This is a genomic window from Dickeya sp. MK7 (assembly GCF_000406305.1).
Lineage (GTDB): Bacteria > Pseudomonadota > Gammaproteobacteria > Enterobacterales > Enterobacteriaceae > Dickeya > Dickeya fangzhongdai.
Window position 1 is genome coordinate 1027577 of sequence record NZ_CM001984.1, and the last position, 22643, is coordinate 1050219.

General features: G+C 56.6%; 23 protein-coding genes, 2 tRNA genes and 1 pseudogene. 12 read left to right on the top strand and 14 right to left on the bottom strand.

The annotated features are described in order from the left end of the window. Positions 1-78: 78 nt before the first annotated feature. Together DXXMK7_RS04625 and DXXMK7_RS04630 are read right to left on the bottom strand one after the other, a co-directional pair. Positions 79-155, bottom strand: a tRNA-Met gene (locus DXXMK7_RS04625). 39 nt (positions 156-194) lie between these two features. Then, positions 195-271 (bottom strand) — tRNA-Met (locus DXXMK7_RS04630). A 210-nt stretch (positions 272-481) separates the two neighbouring features. Between DXXMK7_RS04630 and mltA the strand changes: the two genes are divergently transcribed. Next, complete coding sequence (gene mltA, locus DXXMK7_RS04635; RefSeq protein ID WP_038918065.1) at positions 482-1633, top strand: murein transglycosylase A; 1152 nt, start codon at positions 482-484, stop codon at positions 1631-1633. A 59-nt stretch (positions 1634-1692) separates the two neighbouring features. Here mltA and DXXMK7_RS04640 read toward each other — a convergent pair whose 3' ends face one another. Genes DXXMK7_RS04640 through DXXMK7_RS04655 form a run of 4 tightly spaced genes read right to left on the bottom strand, consistent with a single transcriptional unit; the run spans position 1693 to position 4218 of the window. Then, positions 1693-2205 (bottom strand): GNAT family N-acetyltransferase, encoded by a 513-nt coding sequence (locus DXXMK7_RS04640; protein ID WP_038661572.1) that lies wholly within the window; start codon positions 2203-2205, stop codon positions 1693-1695. 53 nt (positions 2206-2258) lie between these two features. Continuing rightward, positions 2259-2738, bottom strand: a complete 480-nt coding sequence (locus DXXMK7_RS04645) for a GNAT family N-acetyltransferase (RefSeq protein ID WP_038918066.1) — start codon at positions 2736-2738, stop codon at positions 2259-2261. Beyond that, a complete protein-coding gene (locus DXXMK7_RS04650) occupies positions 2738-3748 on the bottom strand; it encodes a D-2-hydroxyacid dehydrogenase family protein (RefSeq protein WP_038918067.1) in 1011 nt (336 codons plus the stop codon). The genes DXXMK7_RS04645 and DXXMK7_RS04650 overlap by 1 nt, the downstream gene beginning before the upstream one ends. Before the next feature lie 23 nt (positions 3749-3771). After that, positions 3772-4218 (bottom strand): GNAT family N-acetyltransferase, encoded by a 447-nt coding sequence (locus DXXMK7_RS04655; RefSeq protein ID WP_038918068.1) that lies wholly within the window; start codon positions 4216-4218, stop codon positions 3772-3774. 218 nt (positions 4219-4436) lie between these two features. Between DXXMK7_RS04655 and tcdA the strand changes: the two genes are divergently transcribed. After that, positions 4437-5306, top strand: coding sequence for a tRNA cyclic N6-threonylcarbamoyladenosine(37) synthase TcdA (gene tcdA, locus DXXMK7_RS04660; protein WP_049842506.1), 870 nt, complete (start codon positions 4437-4439; stop codon positions 5304-5306). Here tcdA and csdE read toward each other — a convergent pair. Further along, positions 5294-5737, bottom strand: coding sequence for a cysteine desulfurase sulfur acceptor subunit CsdE (gene csdE, locus DXXMK7_RS04665; RefSeq protein ID WP_038918069.1), 444 nt, complete (start codon positions 5735-5737; stop codon positions 5294-5296). The two genes, tcdA and csdE, sit on opposite strands and share 13 nt — an antisense overlap. 3 nt (positions 5738-5740) lie before the next feature. Continuing rightward, positions 5741-6946: a cysteine desulfurase CsdA gene (gene csdA, locus DXXMK7_RS04670; RefSeq protein WP_038918070.1), complete on the bottom strand. Its 1206-nt coding sequence runs from the start codon at positions 6944-6946 to the stop codon at positions 5741-5743. A gap of 171 nt (positions 6947-7117) precedes the next feature. Here csdA and DXXMK7_RS04675 point away from each other — a divergent pair, with 171 nt between their 5' ends. The 4 genes and pseudogenes from DXXMK7_RS04675 to rlmM all read left to right on the top strand — a co-directional run bounded on the left by DXXMK7_RS04675 (position 7118) and on the right by rlmM (position 10155). Then, positions 7118-7339 (top strand): YgdI/YgdR family lipoprotein, encoded by a 222-nt coding sequence (locus DXXMK7_RS04675; RefSeq protein ID WP_038918071.1) that lies wholly within the window; start codon positions 7118-7120, stop codon positions 7337-7339. A gap of 352 nt (positions 7340-7691) precedes the next feature. Continuing rightward, positions 7692-8617: pseudogene (locus DXXMK7_RS04680) on the top strand (transcriptional regulator GcvA). Positions 8618-8666: 49 nt separating this feature from the next. Continuing rightward, complete coding sequence (locus tag DXXMK7_RS22895; RefSeq protein ID WP_038661549.1) at positions 8667-9053, top strand: DUF423 domain-containing protein; 387 nt, start codon at positions 8667-8669, stop codon at positions 9051-9053. A 1-nt stretch (position 9054) separates the two neighbouring features. Next, a complete protein-coding gene (rlmM, locus tag DXXMK7_RS04690; protein ID WP_038918072.1) occupies positions 9055-10155 on the top strand; it encodes a 23S rRNA (cytidine(2498)-2'-O)-methyltransferase RlmM in 1101 nt (366 codons plus the stop codon). Positions 10156-10207: 52 nt separating this feature from the next. Here the strand turns inward: rlmM and xni are convergent, their stop codons facing one another. Together xni and ppnN are read right to left on the bottom strand one after the other, a co-directional pair. Further along, positions 10208-10969, bottom strand: coding sequence for a flap endonuclease Xni (xni, locus tag DXXMK7_RS04695; RefSeq protein WP_038918073.1), 762 nt, complete (start codon positions 10967-10969; stop codon positions 10208-10210). Between the two features lie 53 nt (positions 10970-11022). Then, entirely contained in the window at positions 11023-12387 is a 1365-nt protein-coding gene (gene ppnN / locus DXXMK7_RS04700) for a nucleotide 5'-monophosphate nucleosidase PpnN (protein WP_038661540.1), read from the bottom strand. A 261-nt stretch (positions 12388-12648) separates the two neighbouring features. On the opposite strand from ppnN, the gene syd reads away from it, so the two are divergent. From syd to DXXMK7_RS04720, 4 genes are all read left to right on the top strand, one after another. Beyond that, complete coding sequence (gene syd / locus DXXMK7_RS04705; protein WP_038918074.1) at positions 12649-13197, top strand: SecY-interacting protein; 549 nt, start codon at positions 12649-12651, stop codon at positions 13195-13197. 680 nt (positions 13198-13877) lie between these two features. Continuing rightward, positions 13878-14198, top strand: a complete 321-nt coding sequence (locus DXXMK7_RS04710; RefSeq protein WP_038918076.1) for a YqcC family protein — start codon at positions 13878-13880, stop codon at positions 14196-14198. A 2-nt stretch (positions 14199-14200) separates the two neighbouring features. Then, a complete protein-coding gene (truC, locus tag DXXMK7_RS04715; RefSeq protein WP_038918077.1) occupies positions 14201-14974 on the top strand; it encodes a tRNA pseudouridine(65) synthase TruC in 774 nt (257 codons plus the stop codon). A gap of 28 nt (positions 14975-15002) precedes the next feature. Further along, positions 15003-15455 carry a flavodoxin gene (locus DXXMK7_RS04720; RefSeq protein ID WP_038918078.1) on the top strand — a complete coding sequence of 151 codons (453 nt, stop codon included), beginning with the start codon at positions 15003-15005 and terminating at the stop codon, positions 15453-15455. 89 nt (positions 15456-15544) lie between these two features. Here the strand turns inward: DXXMK7_RS04720 and DXXMK7_RS04725 are convergent, their stop codons facing one another. From DXXMK7_RS04725 to map, 4 genes are all read right to left on the bottom strand, one after another. Continuing rightward, on the bottom strand, positions 15545-15931 hold the full coding sequence (locus DXXMK7_RS04725) for a DUF3461 family protein (protein ID WP_038661528.1): 387 nt from the start codon (positions 15929-15931) through the stop codon (positions 15545-15547). A 122-nt stretch (positions 15932-16053) separates the two neighbouring features. Continuing rightward, on the bottom strand, positions 16054-16878 hold the full coding sequence (gene dapD, locus DXXMK7_RS04730) for a 2,3,4,5-tetrahydropyridine-2,6-dicarboxylate N-succinyltransferase (protein ID WP_038661525.1): 825 nt from the start codon (positions 16876-16878) through the stop codon (positions 16054-16056). 65 nt (positions 16879-16943) lie between these two features. Beyond that, a complete protein-coding gene (gene glnD / locus DXXMK7_RS04735; RefSeq protein WP_038918080.1) occupies positions 16944-19625 on the bottom strand; it encodes a bifunctional uridylyltransferase/uridylyl-removing protein GlnD in 2682 nt (893 codons plus the stop codon). Between the two features lie 52 nt (positions 19626-19677). Next, a complete protein-coding gene (gene map / locus DXXMK7_RS04740) occupies positions 19678-20472 on the bottom strand; it encodes a type I methionyl aminopeptidase (protein WP_038918081.1) in 795 nt (264 codons plus the stop codon). Between the two features lie 364 nt (positions 20473-20836). Between map and rpsB the strand changes: the two genes are divergently transcribed. Continuing rightward, positions 20837-21562, top strand: a complete 726-nt coding sequence (rpsB, locus tag DXXMK7_RS04745) for a 30S ribosomal protein S2 (protein WP_033569777.1) — start codon at positions 20837-20839, stop codon at positions 21560-21562. A 125-nt stretch (positions 21563-21687) separates the two neighbouring features. Next, a complete protein-coding gene (gene tsf, locus DXXMK7_RS04750) occupies positions 21688-22545 on the top strand; it encodes a translation elongation factor Ts (RefSeq protein ID WP_038918082.1) in 858 nt (285 codons plus the stop codon). The last annotated feature ends 98 nt before the right edge of the window (positions 22546-22643 follow it).

Below are 22643 nucleotides of genomic sequence, written 5' to 3' on the forward strand. Positions count from 1 at the left end.
CGCCGAAAGGCGTACTGTGCCGGAAAGAAATGCCTGAATTGCAGGCATAAAAAAACACCCGTTCGGGTGTCTATTTATTGGTTGCGGGGGCCGGATTTGAACCGACGACCTTCGGGTTATGAGCCCGACGAGCTACCAGGCTGCTCCACCCCGCGTCCGTCTTCTTTCTTCTGATATGATGCTGGTACATCAATTGGTTGCGGGGGCCGGATTTGAACCGACGACCTTCGGGTTATGAGCCCGACGAGCTACCAGGCTGCTCCACCCCGCGTCCGTGGATGCGCACTATACTCCGCGTTCGCTTCGATGCAACCTCTTTTTGCAAATAGTTTACGCTTTTGCCGACGGATGGTGGAAATGTCGGCATTGCGTTGCTTTTTTAGACTGCTGGGTGTCGTTTTGATGCGATGCGTTTTATTCTCACCGCCTGTTTGTTATCGTTCTGCGTGGTTTCACACTCAAGCAAGAAGAGAGCACGGAAATGAAAGGATGGTGGGGGAAGTACGTGTTGACCGGGGTCGTCATCGCCATACTGGCCGGTTGTCAGACCCGACCCAGCGATCGTGGTCAGCAATATAAAGATGGCCGTCTTGATCAGCCGCTGGAATGGGTCAACGCGCCGAACGCTAACGGCAAGCCGGTAAACACGGTCGATTTTTCCCAACAGATCAGCCAGATTCAGGCATCCTCTCCCGGACTCTACTCCCGCAACAGCGATATTTTTCAGGCCATCCAGAACTGGATTCAGGCTGGCGGCGATACCCGTCAACTGACGCAGTTCGGCCTCGGCGCCTGGCAGATGGAAGGCGTCGACAGCTTTGGCAACGTGCAGTTTACCGGCTACTACACCCCGGTGGTGCAGGCGCGCCACTACCGTCAGGGCGAGTTCCGTTTCCCACTGTACGCCATGCCTCGCGTACGCAAGAACGGCCGTCTGCCGGATCGCTCCGCCATTTATTCCGGCGCGCTGAGCAACGAACTGGCTATCGCCTGGACTAATTCGCTGATGGACAACTTCATGATGGAAGTGCAGGGCAGCGGTTATGTGGATTTCGGCGATGGCAGCCCGTTGACCTTTTTCGGTTATGCCGGCAAAAACGGTCATGCTTACCGCAGTATCGGCAAAGTGTTGATTGATCGCGGCGAGGTGCCCAGAGAAGAGATGTCGATGCAGGCCATCCGACAGTGGGCCGACCGGCATACCGAAGCGGAAGTCCGGGAATTACTGGTGCAGAACCCCTCTTTCGTGTTCTTTAAACCGATGGCGTCGATGCCGGTGAAGGGCGCCAGCGCGGTGCCGTTGGTAGCTAAAGCGTCTGTGGCGTCTGATCGCTCGCTGATCCCGGCCGGCACCACGTTGCTGGCGGAAGTGCCGCTGCTGGATAATCAGGGCAAATTTACCGGCAAATATGAGATGCGTTTAATGGTCGCGCTGGATGTCGGCGGTGCGATAAAAGGACAACATTTCGATATTTATCAGGGTATTGGGGCGGATGCCGGACACGCCGCCGGGTTCTACAATCATTACGGCCGGGTGTGGGTATTGAGAAACGCGCAGTCTTCTTCTGCTATGCCGTTGCTCAGCGCAGGCAACAGCAACGGGGCTGGTGGACTGGTCAGTAGTTCCAACTAATGATTTTCGTCCCGCCGTACTATTGCTGTATCGCGGCGGGACATTCCTCTTCCGCAGGCCTACCGGTTGGTTGTATTTGCCGGGCGTATTCTCGCCATGTGAAAGACATCCGTGAAACGGCCATGACGGAAGGCGTAATCTTTGGACTCGCCTTCGACGACAAAGCCGAATTTTCTGTATAGCGCCAGTGCGGCGTCGTTATCGGTGTAAACGGTTAGCTCAATACGGTGGATGTTAAGCCAGTTGTCCGTCAGGTCGGTCAAGGCTGACAACAGGGCGCTGCCAACTCCCCGATGCTGATGCGTATCCTTGACGCCCATGCCAAAGGTTCCGGCATGGCGGCGGCGCGGGTTGCTGAATATTTCAAATCCCAGATTGCCCACCAGTTCGCCTTCCCATTCAGCAACCAGGCTATAAACATTCTCCGGCATGTGGTTCAAACGGGATTCCCACACAGCCAGTGACGGATAAGGTAGTTGCAGTGTGCCTGAGTAGGCATGTTCCCCTTCATAAATGCTGGCTACGGCGGCGGCATCGCGTGCTTCGGTACGTCTGATAATGATATCGCTCATTTTTTTCTCGTGCTGGGAACCGGAATAACAGCATATCGTTTGTCGAGATATTGTCAGTCGATAACTTTGACCATCGGGATACAGGCCAGCGAGAAGCCCCGCGGCGAGTGGTAGAGGCTGACTTCATCGCCTGAAAAGCCCAGCGAGCGGTAAAACGGCGCGGCGTTCAGGCTGGCGTCGAGCCGAATTTCCGCCAGACCTGCCGCGCGAGCCTGCGTTTCGAGATGTTGCATCATCCGTTTGCCCACCCCTTGCCCCATCGCCTCCGGGTCGACAAACACCGCGTCGATCATGCCGGTGTGGAGGTTGATCATACCCGTTGCTACGATCCGGCCGGCTCTTTCCGCTAGGTGAAAATGGTGGGTGACGGTGTTCTCGAAAGCCTCGCTGAGGGTGCCGCTGGCCCAGCGCTGCAGTTGCTCTGGCGCATAGTCATGGCGGCAGCCGTGCAGGATGGCGCGGTTACGCAGGTCAAACGCCGTTTGCGCATCGTTTCGGCGGGCTTTACGCAGCGTGATCGCGGGAGGTTGCATCAATCGGCTCCTGTTGCGGCGTTTCGGCTGGGGGTAAAAAGCGCCGGGTCGTTGACCAGATTGGCCGGGCGCCCGGCGGCAAATGCCGCCACGTTCTCGAACGCGGTTTTAAAATAAAGCTCGTAGCTGTTGCGCTCGACATAGCCGATATGCGGCGTGGCCAGCACATTAGGCAGCGCCAGCAACGGTTCGTTTGCCGGCGTTGCGGGTTCGTGGTCGAAGACATCCAGCGCGGCCTGTTTGCCGGGATGGGCGGACAGCTCGCGCCATAGCGCGCCCGGCTCCACCAGTTCGGCGCGGCTGCTGTTGACGAACAACGAATCCGGTTTCATCAATGCCAGGTCCGGCTGCGTTACGCTATGACGGGTGGCGTCGTTCAAACGCAGATGCAGCGACAGCACGTCGGCGTCGGCAAAAAACGCAGCCTTGCTGTCGGCGGCGGTAAAACCGTGCTGGCGCGCCAGTTCACGTGACGTCTCGCTGCCCCACACCAACACCGTCATGCCGAATGCCGCGCCGTATCGGGCGATACGCTGTCCGATTTTGCCGTATCCCCAGATGCCGAGCGTCAGGCCATGCAGCGTTCTTCCCAATCCCAACGTGCCGTTCTGTTGCCAGTGACCCTGAGCTAACTGGTCGCGGTAACAGGGCAGATGGCGCGAAGCCGCCATGATCAAACTCCAGCACAATTCGGCGGGCGCCACCGGCGAGCCGGTGCCTTCGGCCACCGCGACGCCATGCCGGGTACAGGCGTCAACGCTGAGGTGCTGGCTCACCTTGCCGGTCTGGCTGATTAACTTCAGGTTCGGCAGTTGAGCCAGCAATTCATCAGTAATACGGGTACGTTCACGAATCAGCACCAGCGCTTGAGCATCTTGCAACTGCGCCGCCAGTTGGGCGGTATCGGTATAGGTCTGATTCAGAATCCGTACCTGATGGCCGTTCAGCAGTGAAAAGCAGTTCAGCTGTCTGACGATATCCTGATAGTCATCCAATATGGCGATGTTCATGCAGGGGCTCCTTGTCTGTTTTTTTATTGCGGCTGAGGGCGGCAGGTCATGATGAATTCCAGGTCGTTTTGGTCGGTGACCCGAAATCCCAGCCGGTGGTAAAGATGGCGCGCCGGATTATTTTTCAGCACGCTCAACACCACCGGTTGCCCCTGCGCCGATGCCTGTGCAAGTAGGTTTTCAATCAATAGCTTGCCGAGACCGCGGTTCTGAAAATCCGGGTGGATCTGAATCTGAATCAGATACCAGTGCTGTTCCTGCGGCATGAAGCGATATTTGAACAACCCGGCGGGCTGCCCCTCCACCCGCACGATATGGGCGTGTTCAAACTCGTAGCGAACGCGCCGCATCAGACTGTCGCTGTCTGTCGATGCGCCGATGTCCGCCAGATATTTCCCCATAGTCAGCCTGCGCAGTTGCAGCAGGAAATCGATATCCGATTCGGTGGCGGGGATCAGTTCAGGATGCATGGTTTCCTCCGGCGGAGCGCCGCCTAATGAGCGTCATCAGTTAAAGTGCCACAGCTCACCTAAAGTCGTCACCTGTCAAAACGGTAAATAATGACGGCAGGGTGCAAGTGCCGGCTGTGGAGAAACGCAGCGTGTGGAATAGATTGCCGTTATCCGCTGCGCAAATGGTCCTGACTGGGGTATCATCGCTGCCGTTTGTGATTGAGTGAAGGTGGGCGATGAGTACGCAATTATCCGAGAGTTCTCTGCAATCCGATAGTTCTCTGCAATCCGAGAGTTATCTGCAACGCTTTGGCGGTACGGCGCGTTTGTACGGTCAGCGGGCGTTGTCGCTGTTTGCCGGCGCGCATGTGTGCGTGATCGGCATTGGCGGGGTAGGGTCCTGGGCGGCGGAAGCGCTGGCGCGCACCGGTATCGGCGCGATTACCCTGATTGACATGGATGATGTGTGCGTCAGCAACACCAACCGGCAGATTCATGCCCTACGTCAGCACACCGGGCAGTTGAAAACCGAGGTGATGGCGGAGCGAATTCTGGCGATTAACCCGGAATGCCGGGTGACCTGCGTCGATGATTTCATCAGCGCCGATAATGTGGCGGAACTGCTGGACAACAATTTCAGCTATGTGATTGACGCTATCGATAGCGTGCGCCCCAAAGCCGCGCTGCTGGCCTGGTGTCGCCGCAATAAAGTGCCGGTGGTGACCACGGGAGGAGCGGGAGGGCAGATTGACCCGACCCGTATTGAGGTCGCCGATCTGGCGAAAACCATTCAGGATCCGCTGGCGGCCAAGTTACGCGAGCGGTTGAAGCACGATTTTAATATCGTTAAAAACAGCAAGGGCAAGCTCGGCATCGACTGCGTGTTTTCCAGCGAGCCGCTGATGTACCCACAACCGGATGGTTCGGTTTGCGCGTCTCGCAGCACCGCTGACGGCGTGAAACGTATGGATTGCGCCTCAGGCTTCGGCGCGGCGACCATGGTGACCGCCACTTTTGGCTTTGTGGCGGTTTCCCATGCGTTGAAAAAAATGATGGCGCGCGATGCCCGGCAGGCGCAGGCCGTCGCGTTGAATCAGGATTCGTGACGGGCGATGTCGTGGATGCGGCTGGCCAGCGCGGCCAGCCCGCCGGCGCGTGATGCGCTGAGTTCGGCGCGCAGTCCCAGCCGGTCAAACAAAGCCAGCGGGTCTTGCTGTTGCAGCATTTGCGCGGTTTTGCCTTCCACCGCCGTCAATAGGATTGCCAGCAGCCCACGTACGATGCGGCCGTCGCTGTCGCCGTAAAAATGCAAGGCGCCGTCCGCCCGCCGTTGATATCCCAGCCAGACGCGGTTTTCACAACCGGACAGTTCGATATGTTCCTGACGACGTGCGTCCGGCAGCGACGGCAAGGATTTGCTCAACAGGATCAACTGACGGTAGCGTTCTTCCCAGGAGCGACAGGCGTCAAAACGCGCCGTCAGCGCCGCTTCATCAATTTCAGTGCCAAACGGATGGCGTGTAGAATCGGTCATCATCAATCAATCCATCAGTAATTCAAGCGCTTTTTGGGTAGCCTGGACCAGATGGTCCACGTCCTGCTGTTGGTTATAGGGCGCAAATGAGGCCCGCAGCGTGCCGGGCACGCCCAGCGCCGCTATCAGCGGCTGAGCGCAATGGTGTCCGGCTCTCAGAGCGATGCCGTCCTCTGCCAGCAGGGTCACCAGATCGTGGTGGTATACGCCTTCGATAGTGAACGACAACAGGCTGGAACCGGAAGCGCGGAAGCTGCGAAAACCGGGTAACGCGCTCAACTGCTGTTCCGCATCGCTCGCCAGCGCGACGCTATGCCGATCCGCCGCCGGGCGGTCCTGTTGCTGCCACCAGTCAATGGCGGCAGCCAGGCCGATCACCCCGGCAATGTGCGGCGTACCGGCTTCGAAGCGCTGGGGAATGGCTTGCGGCGTGAAACCGTCAAACGACACTGCCGTCATCATTTTTCCGCCGCCCTGCCAGGGCGGCATGGTTTCCAGCAGGGCCGGTTTGCCGTACAGCACGCCGATGCCGGTAGGACCATACAGTTTATGGCCGGAGAACGCGTAAAAGTCGATATCCAGCGCCGTCACGTCGGTCGTCGTGTGCGCAATGCCCTGCGCGCCGTCGACCATCACCACCGCGCCGGCCTGATGCGCCAGCGTAATCGCTCGTTTCAGGTCCGGCATGCCGCCGGTCACATTCGACATCTGCCCGATAGCCAGCAGGCGGGTCCGGGCGTTGATCAATGAGGGCAACAGCTGAAGATCGGGCAGACTATCCGCGCCAATCGGCAGCTTTACCACCCGCGCTCCCGTCTGCTGCGCCACCATCAGCCACGGGATCAGATTGGCATGGTGCTCGGCTTCGCTGACCAGGATCTCATCGCCGGGTTGTAACCGCGGATGGGCATAACATTGCGCCACCAGATTGATCGCTTCCGTCGTGCCTTTGGTCCAGACGATGCCGCGTGCCTGCGCTGCGCCAATGAAATCCGCTACTTTTTCGCGCGCCTGCTCAAACGCTTCCGACAACTGCCGGGCGGCGCGGTGCTGGCTGCGATGAACATTGCCCGTTTCACTGGCGTAGTGGTGCTGAACCGCGGCGATAACCGCGTCGGGCTTCAGCGCCGTGGCTGCGCTGTCAAGATAGACGCCGGGCTGGCGAAGCGCGGGAAATTGCTGGCGAAAATACGGGGCGTTGAACGGTTTCATGTCGATCCTCTGTTGAGCGACAGATCCTGTCCCATTTTTGCGGCTGAAACAAGTTTAGGACGATCCTGAACGAAAACCTCGTTCAGCTTGCTACCCTTAACCTTGCTTGATTCGGAGTTTAATAATGACTAATGCCTTTATGAAGGCATTAAAAAATACCAGGAGTTAAGTATGAAGAATAAAATTGTAATTCTTGTCGCTCTGGGCCTGGCATTATCGCTGTCAGCCTGCTCCAGCAATTATGTGCTGGAAACCTCCGACGGACGGACCATCATTGCCGATGGCAAGCCGAAGGTGGATGAAGAGACCGGCCTCATCAGTTACACCGATGCCTATGGTCATCATCAACAGATTAATCGTGATGCGCTGAGATCGATGACGGAAGCGAAGTGATCGATATCTTCTGGTCAATGCAATATGGGCAAAAAAAAGCACCGCAAAACGCGGTGCTATGCAAAAATCACTTAGACAGACAGGGTAAATGTACAGGAAATGAAAAGGTAGCATCGCTACCACGTCTGAAATGCAGACAGTAAACAAATAGCAAACACAACATCACAACCACAAGCCAAAAGCACATCGGTCAACCTTACGCACTTTTCGTTCCGGCTCAGGGAAGTGGCGCTACTATAGGTATTTGCTGGTGCATCCTCAACGGACAATTTATAATGCCTCGGATTACAAAAACTAATGGCAAATCGCGGTAGTGTTTACCGGGGTAAGCCGCATACGAAGAATCCGGTTTATGTCGAAACGATTGCCGCCTCTCAATGCTTTGCGCGTCTTTGACGCTGCTGCCCGCCACCTCAGTTTTACCCGCGCGGCCGAAGAGTTATTCGTTACCCAGGCTGCCGTCAGCCATCAGATCAAATCGCTGGAAGATTTTCTCGGCCTGAAACTGTTCCGCCGCCGTAACCGTTCGCTGTTGCTGACGGAAGAAGGGCAGAGCTACTTTCTGGACATCAAGGAAATCTTTTCCGCCCTTAATGAAGCGACCCGCAAGCTGCAGGCTCGTAGCGCCAAAGGCGCGCTGACGGTGAGTCTGCTGCCTAGCTTCGCCATTCACTGGCTGGTGCCGCGTCTGTCGAGTTTCAATACGGAATATCCGGGCATTGATGTGCGAATTCAGGCGGTGGACCGGGAAGAGGAACGACTGTCGGATGATGTGGACGTGGCGATCTTCTACGGACGCGGCAACTGGCCGGGATTGCGGGTGGAAAAGCTGTACGCGGAGTATCTGTTGCCGGTTTGCGCGCCGCAATTATTGGCCGGGGAGCACCCGCTGAAAACGCCGGGGGACCTGATATGGCATACGCTGTTGCATGACGCCTCGCGGCGTGACTGGATGGCCTATACCCGCCAGTTGGGGATAACTCAGATTAATGTGCAACAAGGGCCGATTTTCAGTCATAGCGCGATGGTGTTGCAGGCGGCGATTCACGGCCAGGGGGTCGCGCTGGCCAACAATGTGATGGCGCAGACGGAAATTGAGGCGGGCAGACTGGTGTGCCCGTTCAATGATGTGCTGGTCAGCAAAAACGCGTTTTATCTGGTTTGTCATGACAGTCAGGCGGAACTGGGTAAAATAGCCGCCTTTCGCCAATGGATTCTGGCTCGTGCGGCCAGCGAACAGGAAAGTTCCGCTTCCGCTACGACAACAGTGCGCGCTGAATCCGCCGGGTTCAGCCTCTTTTTCTTGATATATGGAATAGATCAAACGATGAACAGCCGTTTCATGCTGATATTCGCCGCTATCAGCGGGTTTGTATATGTGGCGTTGGGGGCGTTCGGCACGCATGTGTTGAGTAAATCGCTGGGCGAAGCGGAAATGTCCTGGCTGCATACCGGGCTCCAGTATCAGGCGTTTCACACGCTGGCGATTCTGGCGCTGTCGGCGGCGATGCATCAACGGGCGAATGTCTGGTTTTACTGGAGTGCGGCGTTTCTGGCGCTGGGTACGCTGCTGTTTAGCGGCAGCCTGTACTGTCTGGCGTTGTCGCACCTCAAACTATGGGTATTTGTCACTCCGGTGGGGGGCGCGTGCTTCCTGACGGGCTGGCTGTTACTGTTAATTGGAGCCTTACGCTTAAAGAAAAAGGCTGAGTAGCATGAATAAAGTGATTTTGTACTGCCGCCCCGGGTTTGAGAAAGAGTGCGCGGCGGAAATTACCGACAAGGCGGCGCGTTATAACGTCTATGGCTTTGTACGGGTAAAGGATAACAGCGGGTATGTGATGTTTGAGTGCTACCAGCACGAAGACGCCGATCGGCTGATTAAGGAATTACCGTTCCAGGAACTGATATTTGCGCGTCAGATGATGGTATGCGGCGAATTGTTGCGCGATCTGCCGCCGGAGGATCGCATCACGCCGATCGTCGGGATGCTGACCGGGGCGCTGGAGCGCGCCGGAGAGCTGCGGGTTGAAGTGCCGGATACCAACGAAAGCAAGGAACTGATGAAGTTCTGCCGCAAGTTCACGGTGCCGCTGCGCGCTGCGCTGCGGGAAAACCGCATCCTGCTGGCACAGGAGAAAGCCAGCCGTCCGGTTATTCATGTGTTGTTCATCGCTCCCGGTTGCTGCTATGTCGGTTATTCCTACAGCAATAACAATTCACCGTTCTATATGGGGATTCCGCGGCTGAAGTTCCCTGCGGACGCCCCAAGCCGCTCGACGCTGAAGCTGGAAGAAGCATTTCATGTGTTCGTGCCGGCGGACGAATGGGACGAACGCCTCTCCAGCGGTATGTTTGCGGTGGATCTGGGCGCTTGCCCCGGCGGCTGGACCTATCAACTGGTGAAACGCAGTATGATGGTTCACGCCGTCGATAACGGCATGATGGCGCCGAGCCTGATGGATACCGGGCAGGTGATCCACCATCAGGCGGACGGTTTCCGCTTTGAGCCGCCGCGTAACAATATCTACTGGTTGGTGTGCGATATGGTGGAAAAACCGGCCAAAGTCACCAGCCGTATGGCTGACTGGCTGGTCAATGGCTGGTGTCGCGAAGTGATCTTCAACCTTAAGCTGCCGATGAAAAAGCGCTATGAAGAAGTGACCCAGAATCTGGCCTTACTGGCGCAGCGGATGGAGGAGAACGGCATCAATTTTGAGATTCATGCCAAACACCTCTATCACGACCGTGAAGAAGTCACCGTTCATGCACGGCGTATCTGGGGTGCGATTCCCGGCCGACGCGACGAACGTTGAGTTTCTGCCGCTGCCGGGCGTGATGCCTGTACGTGTCGGTGGTTAACGCCGTTTAACCCGATGCGGGCAGACGTAGCTGCTGCAGGTTGCCATTGAGTACCAGATCGGTTCTGAGCGTGGCGACCTGACGGCTGCGGTAAGCCATGTCCTGCTGGGCTTCCAGCTTGCGGCGCCATTTCTCCGGTACCTGCTCCAACTGCTGGTATAGCGCCTCCAGCGAACCAGCCTGTTGCAACAGCTGGGCGGCGGTTTTCGGCCCAATGCCGCTTACGCCGGGGATTTTGCTGCTGCTGATCCCCGCCAGCCCCCAGTAATCCGGCAACTGCTCGGGTCGAACGCCGAACTCCTGCTGGATGAACGGCACGTCCAGCCAGCGCTTCTGAAAGTAATCCCGAATACGAATGGTCGGCGCCAGTAACTGACAGTAACCCTTGTCGGTCGAGACAATGGTGGCTTGATGCCCTTGCGCGGCGACTTTACAAGCCAGCGTGGCGGCCAGATCGTCAGCTTCGTTGCCCGGCGAGTGCCAGCTCTCCACCCCAGATGCCAGAAAGGCGTCCCTGATCTGCGGCAGTTCCTGCGACAGATTTTCCGGCATGGGCGCGCGGCCGGCCTTGTATTCCGGCAGCAACTGGTGGCGCCAGCTCTGATCCCGCTGTTCGTCATCAAAGACGGCAACGGCATGCGTCGGTTGACTGTGCTGTATCAACTGGCCCAGCGCGTGCCGGCAGGCAGTCAGGCAAGGAGAACCTTGTACCGCATGAATGCGTCGGATCAGGTTGAGCGCGTCGACAATAAGCAGATGTACGGCCATAAGCGGTAGTCATGTGAGTCGCCGCCGGCCTAACGCCGGCGGCGAACTGATGGTCAGGAACAGATTTCGTAGCACGGGACGTAAGCGCTGCCAGGCAGCTTCATACGCTGCTGGGACACGAAGTCCTGCAACAGCCGGTCCATGCTTTTCATGATGTCGGCATTGCCGTGCAATTTGTAAGGGCCGTATTCTTCGATGGCCCGAATACCCGCCTCTTTGACGTTACCGGCCACGATACCGGAAAACGCCCGGCGCAACGTGGCGGCCAACTGTTCAGCCGGCTGGTCGGGATGCAGATTGAGGTTAGCCATGTTCTCGTGCGTCGGCTCGAACGGCAGTTGCAAGTCCGGCGCGATACGCAGCGACCAGTTGAAGCTGTAGGCGTCGCCGGTGTGGCGGCGGTGCTCTTTCACCTGCGGCATGGTTTTTTTCATCTGCCGGGCCACTTCGGCGGCGTCGTTGATGATGATGGAATAATAACGGCGCGCCTGGCGACCCAGCGTACTAACGATGAACTCGTCAAGCACCCGGAAGTAGTCGGCGCTTTCCTGCGGGCCGGTAAGAATAATCGGCAACACCTGCTCGCTGTTGGCCGGGTCCATCATGATGCCCAGCAGATAGAGGAACTCTTCCGCGGTGCCAACCCCGCCCGGGAAAATTACGATGCCGTGGCCGATGCGCACAAACGCTTCCAGACGTTTTTCAATATCCGGCATGATGATCAGTTCATTCACCAGCGGATTGGGTGGCTCGGCGGCGATGATGGACGGCTCGGTCATGCCGATGAAACGCCCGTCCCGGTAACGCTGCTGGGCATGGCCCACGGCGGCGCCTTTCATCGGGGCTTCCATCGCGCCCGGTCCGCAACCGGTACAGATGTTCAACTCGCGTAAGCCGAGCTGGCTGCCGACTTTGCGGGCGTACAGGTATTCGGTTTCATTGATCGAATGACCGCCCCAGCACACTACCAGATTCGGCTCCTCGCCCACGTGCAGCGCTCTGGCGTTGCGCAGGATGGAGAACACAAGATTGGTGATATGGGTGGAATCTTCGAGATCCAGGTTTTGATAACGCCCGGCGCTGGCGATCTGGCCGTTCACAAACAGGATATCGCGCAGCACGGCGAACAGGTTGGCCTGCAACGAACGGATAATCTGCCCGTCGACAAATGCTTCTTCCGGCGGGTTGACCAGTTCCAGTTTCACACCGCGCTCACGACGCAGCACGTTGATGTCGAAATCCTCGTAGCGGGAGAGCAACTCCTTGCTGTTGTCCGTCTGACTGCCGGAGTTCAGGACGGCGAGGGAACAATTGCGGAATAGCCGGTAAAGATCGCTGCTGGCGGTGCTTTTCAGCATATCCACTTCCAACTGCGACAGTAAATCCATGGACCCTAACGGGCTGATATGTGTGATCATACTACTCCCTGAAACGCAGTGTGCGACGACAGTTGTCCAAGACGTTTGCCCAACACGCAGGTTCGATGCGTTTGTGTGATACGTTTCTTTGCTATCTCACCTTAACGTGTCGAAGAGCCTTTTGCCAATGCAGGGTGACCTTCCAACGATAAAGTTGCGCGGCGTTACGCACTTTGATGCGTATTCTGTCGACGGCAGGCGCTATAGTCGGGATAGAATGTGTATTCAGTGAAATCCGACAGACTCAGATTGAGAGGTAAGATGGAGCAGCAGGTATCACAGGCGCTGAACGCATTCACCCAGCGTTATGTCGAATTATGGCAACGGGAAACGGGCCATCCGCCAGCCAGCGAGGATTTGTACGGCGTGGCCTCGCCCTGCATCGTCGCCACGCAGGATAGCCGGGTGCACTGGTTGCCGCAGGCGCCGGTCGTGCCTGCGCGGCTGGATGGCGTTGAACGGGCGCTGGAGATTCAACTGCACCCGGATGCGCATGCCTTTTTCACCAGCCAGTTCGCCGGCGACATGACGGCTCGCTTTGATGATTTGGAATGCACGCTGCTTCAGGCCTGGAGCGAAGACGATTTTATCCGTCTGCAGGAGAATCTGATTGGTCACCTTTTGACACAAAAACGACTAAAATTGTCACCTACGTTATTTCTTGCGACAACGCATTCTGAAATGGCGCTAATCTCTTTGTGCAACCTGAGCGGCGAAGTTGTGCTGGAAGAATTCGGAACACGCCAGCGTCGAGTGTTGTCATCGGATCTGGTTGATTTTCTGTATAAGCTGTTGCCATTGATTCCATAATGCTGAATCGCGTTTCGCTTTTCGACGTGTGAGAGATCTCTTACATTGCGTGTAAGCGATCTCTTATCTTTAATATTAAACTAAGATTTCCGTTTAATTTTTGCATTATTAATTAATGAATTAATGGTGTTCGTCAATAAACCGCGTTTTTTATGCGGCTATTGGGGCGTTTGGGTGGCTTGCTGATTCGGTTTAATTAATACATCTTATTATTCAGTTTCGTAACACGGTAACAGGGTATGTCGACCATGCTAGGAGGGCAGGGAGTCAATTGCTGTTACAACCAGACTCTTTTTTCAGGATGAAATAAGGGACACCTCCAGGAAGGAGAATGAGAGCCGGCCTGGGAATGCCGGTGGGGCAGGAGCCTAAAGGAATGCGATCACGGATGATTATGAAGGATCGACCGTCACGGATGAAAGAGGGATCGCCAGCAAGGATTGTGGGTTAGGAAGACCATCAAGGACAAGTTTTCAAGGACGAGCAGGGAAGCAACAAGGTAGCGGGACTGCTGCAAACGAACTAAGAGGGAACCGAGAAATCGGTTCCCTCTTTTCGTTTTTACCTGTTGCCGCTCAGTACGCGCATTCCGGTTGCGGGGGATGCATCCGGGATGCCAGAACAGGACAACGATGCTATGCTTTGCCGCCCTGTTACCAAGCCTGATGAGACCCCGGCCCATGAGTGTAGAGATTCGCATCCGACAATCGCTGTTCGCTATCGAGCATGCCCTGAAGGCGAGCCCGTTATGGCAGTCTTCTGCGCCTGATGAGGCGGCGTTTGCCAGTCAGGAGCCGTTCTGCATTGATACGATGGCGGCCGAACAGTGGCTGCAATGGGTATTTCTGCCGCGTATGCACGCGTTACTGGATAGCGGTGCGCCGTTGCCGGCCCGGCTTGCCATCCTGCCTTACTTCGAGGTGGCGTTCGACGGGCGTTCGGATGATGTCGGTGAATTGCTGACGCAGTTGCGTGCGTTGGACGTATTGTTTGAGGAATGAGGATGCTGGAGATTGTCTATCAGGATGAGCATCTGATTGCGGTGAATAAACCGGCAGGCTGGCTGGTGCACCGTAGCTGGCTGGATCGTAAGGAAAAAGTGGTGGTGATGCAAACGGTACGCGACCAGATTGGTCAGCACGTGTTTACCGTGCACCGTCTGGACCGTCCTACTTCCGGCGTGCTGTTGATGGCGTTGTCCCCTGAGGTGGCGCGGCTACTGGCGCAGCAGTTCGAGCAGCATCAGATGGAGAAAACCTATCATGCGGTGGTTCGCGGCTATGTGATGGAAGACGGCGTGATTGATTATGCGCTGACGGAAGAGCTGGATCGCATCGCCGATAAATACGCCGACCCCGACAAAGCGCCGCAGCCTGCCGTCAGCCACTATCGGGTACTGGCGCGTGCCGAGATGCCGGTGGCGATCGGGCGTTATGACACCTCTCGCTACAGCCTGCTGGAATTGAGCCCCAGGACCGGACGCAAGCACCAGTTGCGGCGACATATGGCGCATTTGCGTCATCCTATTATTGGGGATACTACCCACGGCGACCTGCGCCAGAACCGCGGTATGGCGGCGCACTTCGACTGCGCCCGCCTGATGTTGCACGCCAGCCGCTTGTCGCTGACTCACCCGGTTACCAACGAGCCGCTGGTAATATCGGCACGCTGGGACGAACCCTGGCAGGGCGTAATGACGCAATTCGGCTGGCAAGGCAGTCTCCCTGATGTTGAAAGGGTTGAGTTTCCTCAGGCGTCGGGTCAGGATAACGCCTGACGTCAGCATAAACAGGAGAATCAGCGTCATGGCGCAAGTCGGTATTTTTGTTGGCACGGTGTACGGCAACGCGTTGCTGGTGGCGGAGGAAGCGGAAAGCATCCTTAAGACGCACGGGCATGAGGTAAAGATTTTCGAAGAGGCTTCGGTAGATGACTGGCTGGCTTACAGCCAGCTGACGGTGCTGGTGGTGACCTCCACCACCGGTCAGGGGCAGTTGCCGGAGTCTATCGTGCCGTTGTACGAAGCGCTGCGTGAAAAAGTCGGTTATCAGCCGGATTTACGCTACGGGCTGATTGCGCTGGGCGACAGCAGCTACGATAACTTCTGCGGCGGCGGCCATCAGTTTGATGCGTTGTTGCAGGAGATGGGCGCGAAGCGCCTGGGCGAGTTGCTGGAAATTGATGCGGCCGAGCATCCGGAACCCGAAGTGGTTTCCTGCCCGTGGGTAGAGTCCTGGGCCGCGTTGCTGGATAAGTAATGCCGGGAGCCGGTTGTGAAAACGGGGCCTTCCAGGCCCCGTTTCTTATGCTGAATCGGCTGCGTTACAGCCTTGTCGACGACACCCACTCAGCGCTGGGTCAGTTTTTCCAGATCGGCTTCGATTTCGCTGATCTTGTTGGTGACTACGCTTTCCAGATGACGCAGGTCGGACAGAATCTTGCGCTTCAAATCCACCTCAACCTGATCGCGCTGGCAAATCTGATCGAGTTCGTCCACGACATAGCGCAGATTGGGGCTGATCTCGTTGATTTCTTTGTAACCCTGCCCGGCGTTATCTGCGACGATGGTTTTGCGCTGGCGCGGATATTTGAACTTGACGCTTTTAGCGAAAAATTCCCCTTTATCCTTGCGAAAGTAAATTTTCAGAATATCGTTGCTGGCTTCCTGGCGGAGGCTATAGCGGTCGATATCTTCCGGGTTGGAAATCCCAAGACTTTTCAGATTGTCGTACATAACACCACCTTTCTTGTTTTACGTCGGCTTGAAAAACTGGGCCAGTATTGTTGGTCGTGACGGCTTGATGCCGTAAAAAATGGCGGGTCATAACCCGCCATTCAGTTTAGTCGATAGTGGTATTAGTCGATAGTGCGTAATAACTCATTAATTCCCACTTTACCGCGGGTTTTCGCATCCACTTTTTTCACGATCACTGCGCAGTAGAGGCTGTAGCTGCCGTCTTTAGATGGCAGGTTGCCGGATACGACTACCGAGCCCGCCGGTACGCGGCCGTAATGCACTTCGCCGGTTTCACGGTCGTAGATTTTGGTGCTCTGGCCGATGAACACGCCCATTGAGATCACCGAGCCTTCTTCCACGATCACGCCTTCCACGACTTCGGAGCGGGCGCCGATGAAGCAGTTGTCTTCGATGATGGTCGGGTTAGCCTGCAGCGGTTCCAGAACGCCGCCGATGCCGACGCCGCCGGACAGGTGCACGTTTTTGCCGATCTGAGCGCAGGAGCCGACGGTCGCCCAGGTGTCAACCATCGAGCCTTCATCGACATAGGCGCCGATGTTGACGTAAGACGGCATCAGTACGGTGTTACGGGCGATAAACGCGCCCTGACGTACGCTGGCTGGCGGCACGACGCGGAAACCCTCACGCTGGAAACGCGCTTCGTCGTAACCGGCGAATTTCATCGGCACTTTGTCGTAGTAGCGGGTTTCGGCTCCTTCCATCAGTTGGTTGTCATTGATGCGGAAAGAGAGCAGCACCGCTTTCTTCAGCCACTGATGCGTCACCCACTGGCCGTTGATTTTCTCAGCCACACGCAGCACGCCGCTGTCCAACTGGCTGATAACCTGATTCACCGCTTCGCGCGTCACCGTGTCCACATTGGCCGGGGTGATGTCTGCGCGACGCTCAAATGCGGTTTCGATGATGTTCTGTAATTGCTGCATCCTGTTTCTCTTTCGTGATTAATCAAACCAGGCCGCGCGCCGCCATGCGGGACGCGGCTTAACATTTAAGAAGCTACTTTATCGTTTGGGTCGAGGGCTTCTGTCAACCGTTGTTGCAACTTAAGCCGTAATTCGGGGCTTAATGCCCGTCTTTCGCTATCTGCCAGAATAAACAGGTCTTCTACTCGTTCGCCGATGGTGGAAATACGGGCGCCGTGCAGCGACAGATTAAGGTCGGCGAACACTTCGCCCACCCGCGCCAGCAGGCCGGGTTGGTCGAGCGCGATTAGCTCCATATAACTGCGCCGGTCGTTATGCGTCGGCAGAAAACCGACTTCCGTCGGCACGCTAAAGTGGCGCAGGCGGGAGGAGGGCCGACGTGCTCTCGGATGCTGGTAATCCCGTTGGGTCAGCGCCTGCTCGATGGCGTGGCGGATCATCTCGTGACGATCCGGCGCCAGCGGGCTGCCGTCCGGCTCCAGTACGATAAAGGTGTCCATTGCCATACCGTCGCGGCTGGTGAAGATCTGGGCGTCGTGTACGCTCAGGTTACGCCTGTCCAGTTCACCGGCGACCGCGGCGAACAGGTAAGGGCGGTCCGGGCTCCAGATAAAAATTTCGGTGCCGCCGCGACTGGCCTGGTGGCTGATCAGCACCATCGGTTTACTGACGTCATGCTCCAGCAGATGGCGGGCGTGCCAGGCCAATTGATTCGGGGAATGGCGCAGGAAGTAGTCGGCGCGGCAGCGGCTCCAGATGTGGTGCAGCGCTTCCTCGTCGATATTGTCCATGCGCAACAGCGCCAGCGCCTGCAAGCGGTGATGGCGCACCCGTTCGCGCAGGTCCGGCGAGTTCTGCATGCCGCGGCGCAGCTGCTTCTCGGTGGCGAAATACAATTCGCGCAGCAGGCTCTGTTTCCAGCTGTTCCACAGCGTCTCATTGGTGGCGCAGATATCCGCTACGGTCAGATTCAGCAGGTAGCGCAACCGGGTTTCGCTCTGCACCTGTTCGGCGAATTGCTGGATTACCGCCGGGTCCTGAATGTCGCGGCGTTGCGCGGTGACCGACATCAACAGATGACAGCGCACCAGCCAGGCGACCAGTTGGGTTTCTCGTGAATTCAACCCGTGCAGCGCGGCGAACTCCAGTGCGTCCTTGGCGCCCAGTTCCGAGTGGTCGCCGCCGCGACCTTTGGCGATGTCGTGGAACAAGGCGGCCAGCAACAACAGTTCCGGCTGCGGCAGTCGCGGGTATAGCTCTACGCACAGCGGATGCGACGCGCGAGTGGCCTCTTCAGTAAAACTTTCCAGTTTCAGCAGCACCCGGATGGTGTGCTCATCCACGGTATAGGCATGGAACAGGTCAAATTGCATCTGCCCGACGATGTTGCCCCACAGCGGCATATAGGCCCACAGCACGCTGTGGGTGTGCATCGGCAGCAACGCCCGGCTGACGGCGCGCGGGTGGCGCAGAATGTTCATGAACAGGCTGCGCGCTTCAGGAATAGTGCACAGCGGCTGGCTCAGATGCCGGCGCGCATGACGCAGATGCCGCAGGGTTGTTGAATAGATGCCGCTGATTTCCTGATTGCGCACCATCAGGTAGAACATGCGGATAATGGCTTCGGGCTTGCGCTCGAACAGGGTTTCGTCACGCAGGTCGATAAGCTGGCCGCGCAACTGGAATTCCTCGTCCAGCGGACGGGGTTTCTCGCTGGCGTCCAGCGCCAGGATGGCTTCGTCAAACAGTTGCAGCAGCATCTGATTCAGTTCGCCCACCCGACGCGTCATACGGTAGAAGTCTTTCATCATGTGTTCTACCGGCGCGTTGCCTTCGCCCTGATATTGCAGCAGTTGCGCCACGTTAAGCTGGCGGTCGAACAACAGGCGGTTATCGTAACGGGGCAGGATCAAATGCAGCGCGAAGCGAATGCGCCACAGAAAACTCTGGCACTCATTCAGTTCGTTGCGTTCAGCTTCGGTCAGAAAACCGAACCCGACCATTTCGTTGAGCGACGTGGCGCCAAAATGACGACGGGCGACCCACAGCAGGGTGTGGATATCCCGTAGTCCGCCGGGGCTGCTCTTGATATCCGGCTCCAGATTGTAACTGGTGCTGTGGTAGCGCTGGTGGCGTTCCCGCTGCTCGGCGATCTTGGCGGGAAAGAAGGTTTCCGATGGCCAGAACGCGTCGCTGAAAATGTGTTTTTGCAGCATCAGGAACAACGCGACGTCCCCGCAAATCATGCGGGATTCGATCAGGTTGGTGGCGACGGAAATATCCGCCCGGCCTTCTTCTAGACATTCGTCCAGCGTGCGCACGCTGTGGCCGACTTCCAGCCGCAGATCCCACAGCAACGTGATAAAGGTGCCGATAGTCTGTGACTGATCGTCCGTCAGCTTGTGCTGGCTCAGGACCAGCAGGTCAATGTCCGACAGCGGGTGCAATTCTCCGCGCCCGTAGCCGCCTACCGCTACCAGCGCGGTTTGCGGCGTACTCTCAAAACCGTAAAAGCGCCATAGCCGTTGCATCAGGTGATCGATAAACAGCGTGCGGGCATCGATCAACGCTTCCGCGCTGACGCCGGCTTTGAACTCCTCCGCCAGCCAGCTCTGGAACTGTTCCAGATGGGTTTTCAGCGTCTGACATTTCAGCATGTCGTCCGTGAAGGTAAGGGGAGAAGCCGGTGCCGGATGAACCGTGGTGGTGGAACCGGGGATATCGTGCGGAAGGTCTCTGTCGATCATGTTGCGCCACCATAAACATAAAAAAAGCCGGCATTAGCCGGCTTATGCTCAATTATTCCTGATGCGTGATGATGTTGGGGATGGTGTCATCCTTACGCAACGTCATTATTTCGCAGCCGTTTTCAGTCACCACAATAGTATGCTCGTATTGCGCCGACAAGCTGCGATCCTTGGTTTTTACCGTCCAGCCGTCTTTCATGGTGCGGATACGGTAATCGCCGGCGTTGACCATCGGTTCCACGGTAAACGCCATGCCCGGCTGCAGCACCACGCCGCCGTCGTCGGCGTCATAGTGCAGCACCTGCGGCTCTTCGTGGAAACCACGGCCGATGCCATGACCGCAGTACTCGCGCACCACGGAGAAATCCTGCGCTTCCACGAATTTCTGGATTTCGCGGCCCAGCGTGCGCAACCGGACGCCCGGTTTAATCATCCGCAGCGCCAGATACAGACTTTCCTGCGTCACCTTGCACAGGCGCTCCCCCAGAATGGTCGGTTTGCCGACAATGAACATTTTGGAGGTGTCGCCGTGAAAATCGTCTTTGATCACCGTGACGTCGATGTTGACGATATCGCCGTCTTTGAGGATTTTCTCGTCGCTCGGAATGCCGTGGCACACCACTTCGTTAACGGAGATGCAGACGGATTTCGGGAAGCCGTGGTAGCCGAGGCTGGCGGAAATCGCGTTTTGCTTGTTGGTGATGTGATCATGACAGATTCGGTCCAGCTCGCCGGTGCTTACGCCTGGAACCACGTGCGGCTCGATGATTTCCAGCACTTCCGCCGCCAGGCGGCCGGCCACACGCATTTTTTCGATATCTTCAGAGGTTTTGATTGAGATTGCCATTGAATTCAGTCCACGGGTATCGCCTTTTCCGGCGAAAGAGGGTCGGTAAATAGTGATTTATGGTATCAGCCCAGCCTGACACTGCCAAATCATCATTCCGTCACGAAGCTGTCATCCGGGGCTTGGAGCGTCACGGTAGAATGCAACAAAAGTTGGTGTCCGGGGGCGGTTTATGGTATAAAGCGCGCCGGTGATCCGGCTGGCGTTCAGGCAACTGAATACCGACTGGTTCAAACTGAACTCACTATGTGTATAACACACACGTGTCGACACATTCGCCGGGGTGCCAGAATGGTTTTCCATTCAGGTCGGCGCAATGGGACACGTGGAGGCATAACCCCATACTTAATCTACAGAGGTAATCATGGCAACTGTTTCCATGCGCGACATGCTCAAGGCGGGCGTACACTTTGGTCACCAGACTCGTTACTGGAACCCGAAAATGAAACCGTTCATCTTCGGTGCACGCAACAAAGTTCACATCATCAACCTTGAGAAAACTGTACCGATGTTCAACGAAGCCCTGGCTGAGCTGAGCAAAATTTCTTCCCGCAAGGGCAAGATCCTGTTTGTCGGTACTAAACGCGCAGCAAGCGAAGCGGTAAAAGAAGCTGCTACCGGTTGCGACCAGTTCTTCGTGAACCATCGCTGGCTGGGCGGTATGCTGACTAACTGGAAAACCGTTCGTCAGTCCATCAAACGTTTGAAAGATCTGGAAACTCAGGCTCAGGACGGCACGTTCGACAAGCTGACCAAGAAAGAAGCGCTGCTGCGCACCCGTGAACTGGACAAGCTGGAAAACAGCCTGGGCGGTATCAAAGACATGGGCGGTCTGCCTGACGCGCTGTTCGTTATCGACGCCGATCACGAACACATTGCTATCAAAGAAGCAAACAACCTGGGTATCCCGGTATTTGCAATTGTTGATACCAACTCCGATCCGGATGGCGTTGACTACATCATCCCTGGTAACGACGACGCCATCCGTGCAGTAACCCTGTACCTGAGCGCTGTTGCCGCCTCTGTCCGTGAAGGCCGTTCTCAGGATCTGGCTGAACAGGCAGAAGAGAGCTTCGTCGAAGCTGAATAATAAGGCCAGCTCTGTTGAGCCCTTATTAACCAGGTATTGACATATGTTGGTTAGGGGGCCTTGTCAGGCCCCCTTTTTACTTATCTCTTACTTATCTCCCCCACGAGATAACCGAGGAAAAGATAATGGCTGAAATTACCGCTGCCCTGGTAAAAGAACTGCGCGAACGTACCGGCGCAGGCATGATGGAATGTAAAAAAGCTCTGGTTGAAGCCAATGGCGACATCGAGCTGGCAATCGACAACATGCGTAAATCCGGCCAGGCTAAAGCTGCGAAAAAAGCAGGTCGCGTTGCTGCTGAAGGCGTGATCCTGACCAAAATTGCCGCTGACGGCAAATACGGCGTCATCGTTGAACTGAACTGCGAAACTGACTTCGTAGCAAAAGACGCCGGCTTCAAAGCGTTTGGCGAAGAAGTTATCGCCGCTGCGCTGAACGAACGCATCACTGATGTTGAAGTTCTGAAAGCGAAATTCGAAGAACAGCGCACCGCGCTGGTAGCGAAAATCGGTGAAAACATCAACATCCGTCGTATCGCCGTTCAGACTGGCGACGCGCTGGGTTCTTACATGCACGGCGCTCGTATCGGCGTTATGGTTGCCGCTACCGGTGCCGACGAAGAGCTGATCAAGCACGTTGCCATGCACATCGCCGCCAGCAAACCGGAATACGTTCATGCTGAAGACGTGCCGGCTGACGTCGTTGCCCGCGAGCATCAGATCCAGCTGGACATCGCCATGCAGTCCGGCAAGCCGCGCGAAATCGCTGAAAAAATGGTTGAAGGCCGCATGCGTAAGTTCACCGGCGAGATCTCTCTGACCGGTCAGAACTTCGTAATGGACCCGAACAAAACCGTTGGCCAGTTGCTGAAAGAGCACAATGCCTCCGTGAGCAGCTTCATCCGCTACGAAGTGGGTGAAGGCATCGAGAAAGCTGAAGTTGACTTTGCTGCCGAAGTCGCAGCAATGAGCAAGCAGTCTTAATAAAAAAGGAGCCGCCAGTTGGCGGTTCCTTTTTATCCAGCCAAACTATTCGCGATACCTGTAATTCGTGATACAAGCAATTTCATGGCATCTGGCCC

What these genes read in the sequence shown, in the direction of transcription:
- mltA (WP_038918065.1), top strand. Translation starts at nt 482, where the DNA reads ATGAAAGGATGGTGGGGGAAGTACGTGTTGACCGGGGTCGTCATCGCC.
- DXXMK7_RS04640 (WP_038661572.1), bottom strand. Translation starts at nt 2,205, where the DNA reads ATGAGCGATATCATTATCAGACGTACCGAAGCACGCGATGCCGCCGCC.
- DXXMK7_RS04645 (WP_038918066.1), bottom strand. Translation starts at nt 2,738, where the DNA reads ATGCAACCTCCCGCGATCACGCTGCGTAAAGCCCGCCGAAACGATGCG.
- DXXMK7_RS04650 (WP_038918067.1), bottom strand. Translation starts at nt 3,748, where the DNA reads ATGAACATCGCCATATTGGATGACTATCAGGATATCGTCAGACAGCTG.
- DXXMK7_RS04655 (WP_038918068.1), bottom strand. Translation starts at nt 4,218, where the DNA reads ATGCATCCTGAACTGATCCCCGCCACCGAATCGGATATCGATTTCCTG.
- tcdA (WP_049842506.1), top strand. Translation starts at nt 4,437, where the DNA reads ATGAGTACGCAATTATCCGAGAGTTCTCTGCAATCCGATAGTTCTCTG.
- csdE (WP_038918069.1), bottom strand. Translation starts at nt 5,737, where the DNA reads ATGATGACCGATTCTACACGCCATCCGTTTGGCACTGAAATTGATGAA.
- csdA (WP_038918070.1), bottom strand. Translation starts at nt 6,946, where the DNA reads ATGAAACCGTTCAACGCCCCGTATTTTCGCCAGCAATTTCCCGCGCTT.
- DXXMK7_RS04675 (WP_038918071.1), top strand. Translation starts at nt 7,118, where the DNA reads ATGAAGAATAAAATTGTAATTCTTGTCGCTCTGGGCCTGGCATTATCG.
- DXXMK7_RS22895 (WP_038661549.1), top strand. Translation starts at nt 8,667, where the DNA reads ATGAACAGCCGTTTCATGCTGATATTCGCCGCTATCAGCGGGTTTGTA.
- rlmM (WP_038918072.1), top strand. Translation starts at nt 9,055, where the DNA reads ATGAATAAAGTGATTTTGTACTGCCGCCCCGGGTTTGAGAAAGAGTGC.
- xni (WP_038918073.1), bottom strand. Translation starts at nt 10,969, where the DNA reads ATGGCCGTACATCTGCTTATTGTCGACGCGCTCAACCTGATCCGACGC.
- ppnN (WP_038661540.1), bottom strand. Translation starts at nt 12,387, where the DNA reads ATGATCACACATATCAGCCCGTTAGGGTCCATGGATTTACTGTCGCAG.
- syd (WP_038918074.1), top strand. Translation starts at nt 12,649, where the DNA reads ATGGAGCAGCAGGTATCACAGGCGCTGAACGCATTCACCCAGCGTTAT.
- DXXMK7_RS04710 (WP_038918076.1), top strand. Translation starts at nt 13,878, where the DNA reads ATGAGTGTAGAGATTCGCATCCGACAATCGCTGTTCGCTATCGAGCAT.
- truC (WP_038918077.1), top strand. Translation starts at nt 14,201, where the DNA reads ATGCTGGAGATTGTCTATCAGGATGAGCATCTGATTGCGGTGAATAAA.
- DXXMK7_RS04720 (WP_038918078.1), top strand. Translation starts at nt 15,003, where the DNA reads ATGGCGCAAGTCGGTATTTTTGTTGGCACGGTGTACGGCAACGCGTTG.
- DXXMK7_RS04725 (WP_038661528.1), bottom strand. Translation starts at nt 15,931, where the DNA reads ATGTACGACAATCTGAAAAGTCTTGGGATTTCCAACCCGGAAGATATC.
- dapD (WP_038661525.1), bottom strand. Translation starts at nt 16,878, where the DNA reads ATGCAGCAATTACAGAACATCATCGAAACCGCATTTGAGCGTCGCGCA.
- glnD (WP_038918080.1), bottom strand. Translation starts at nt 19,625, where the DNA reads ATGATCGACAGAGACCTTCCGCACGATATCCCCGGTTCCACCACCACG.
- map (WP_038918081.1), bottom strand. Translation starts at nt 20,472, where the DNA reads ATGGCAATCTCAATCAAAACCTCTGAAGATATCGAAAAAATGCGTGTG.
- rpsB (WP_033569777.1), top strand. Translation starts at nt 20,837, where the DNA reads ATGGCAACTGTTTCCATGCGCGACATGCTCAAGGCGGGCGTACACTTT.
- tsf (WP_038918082.1), top strand. Translation starts at nt 21,688, where the DNA reads ATGGCTGAAATTACCGCTGCCCTGGTAAAAGAACTGCGCGAACGTACC.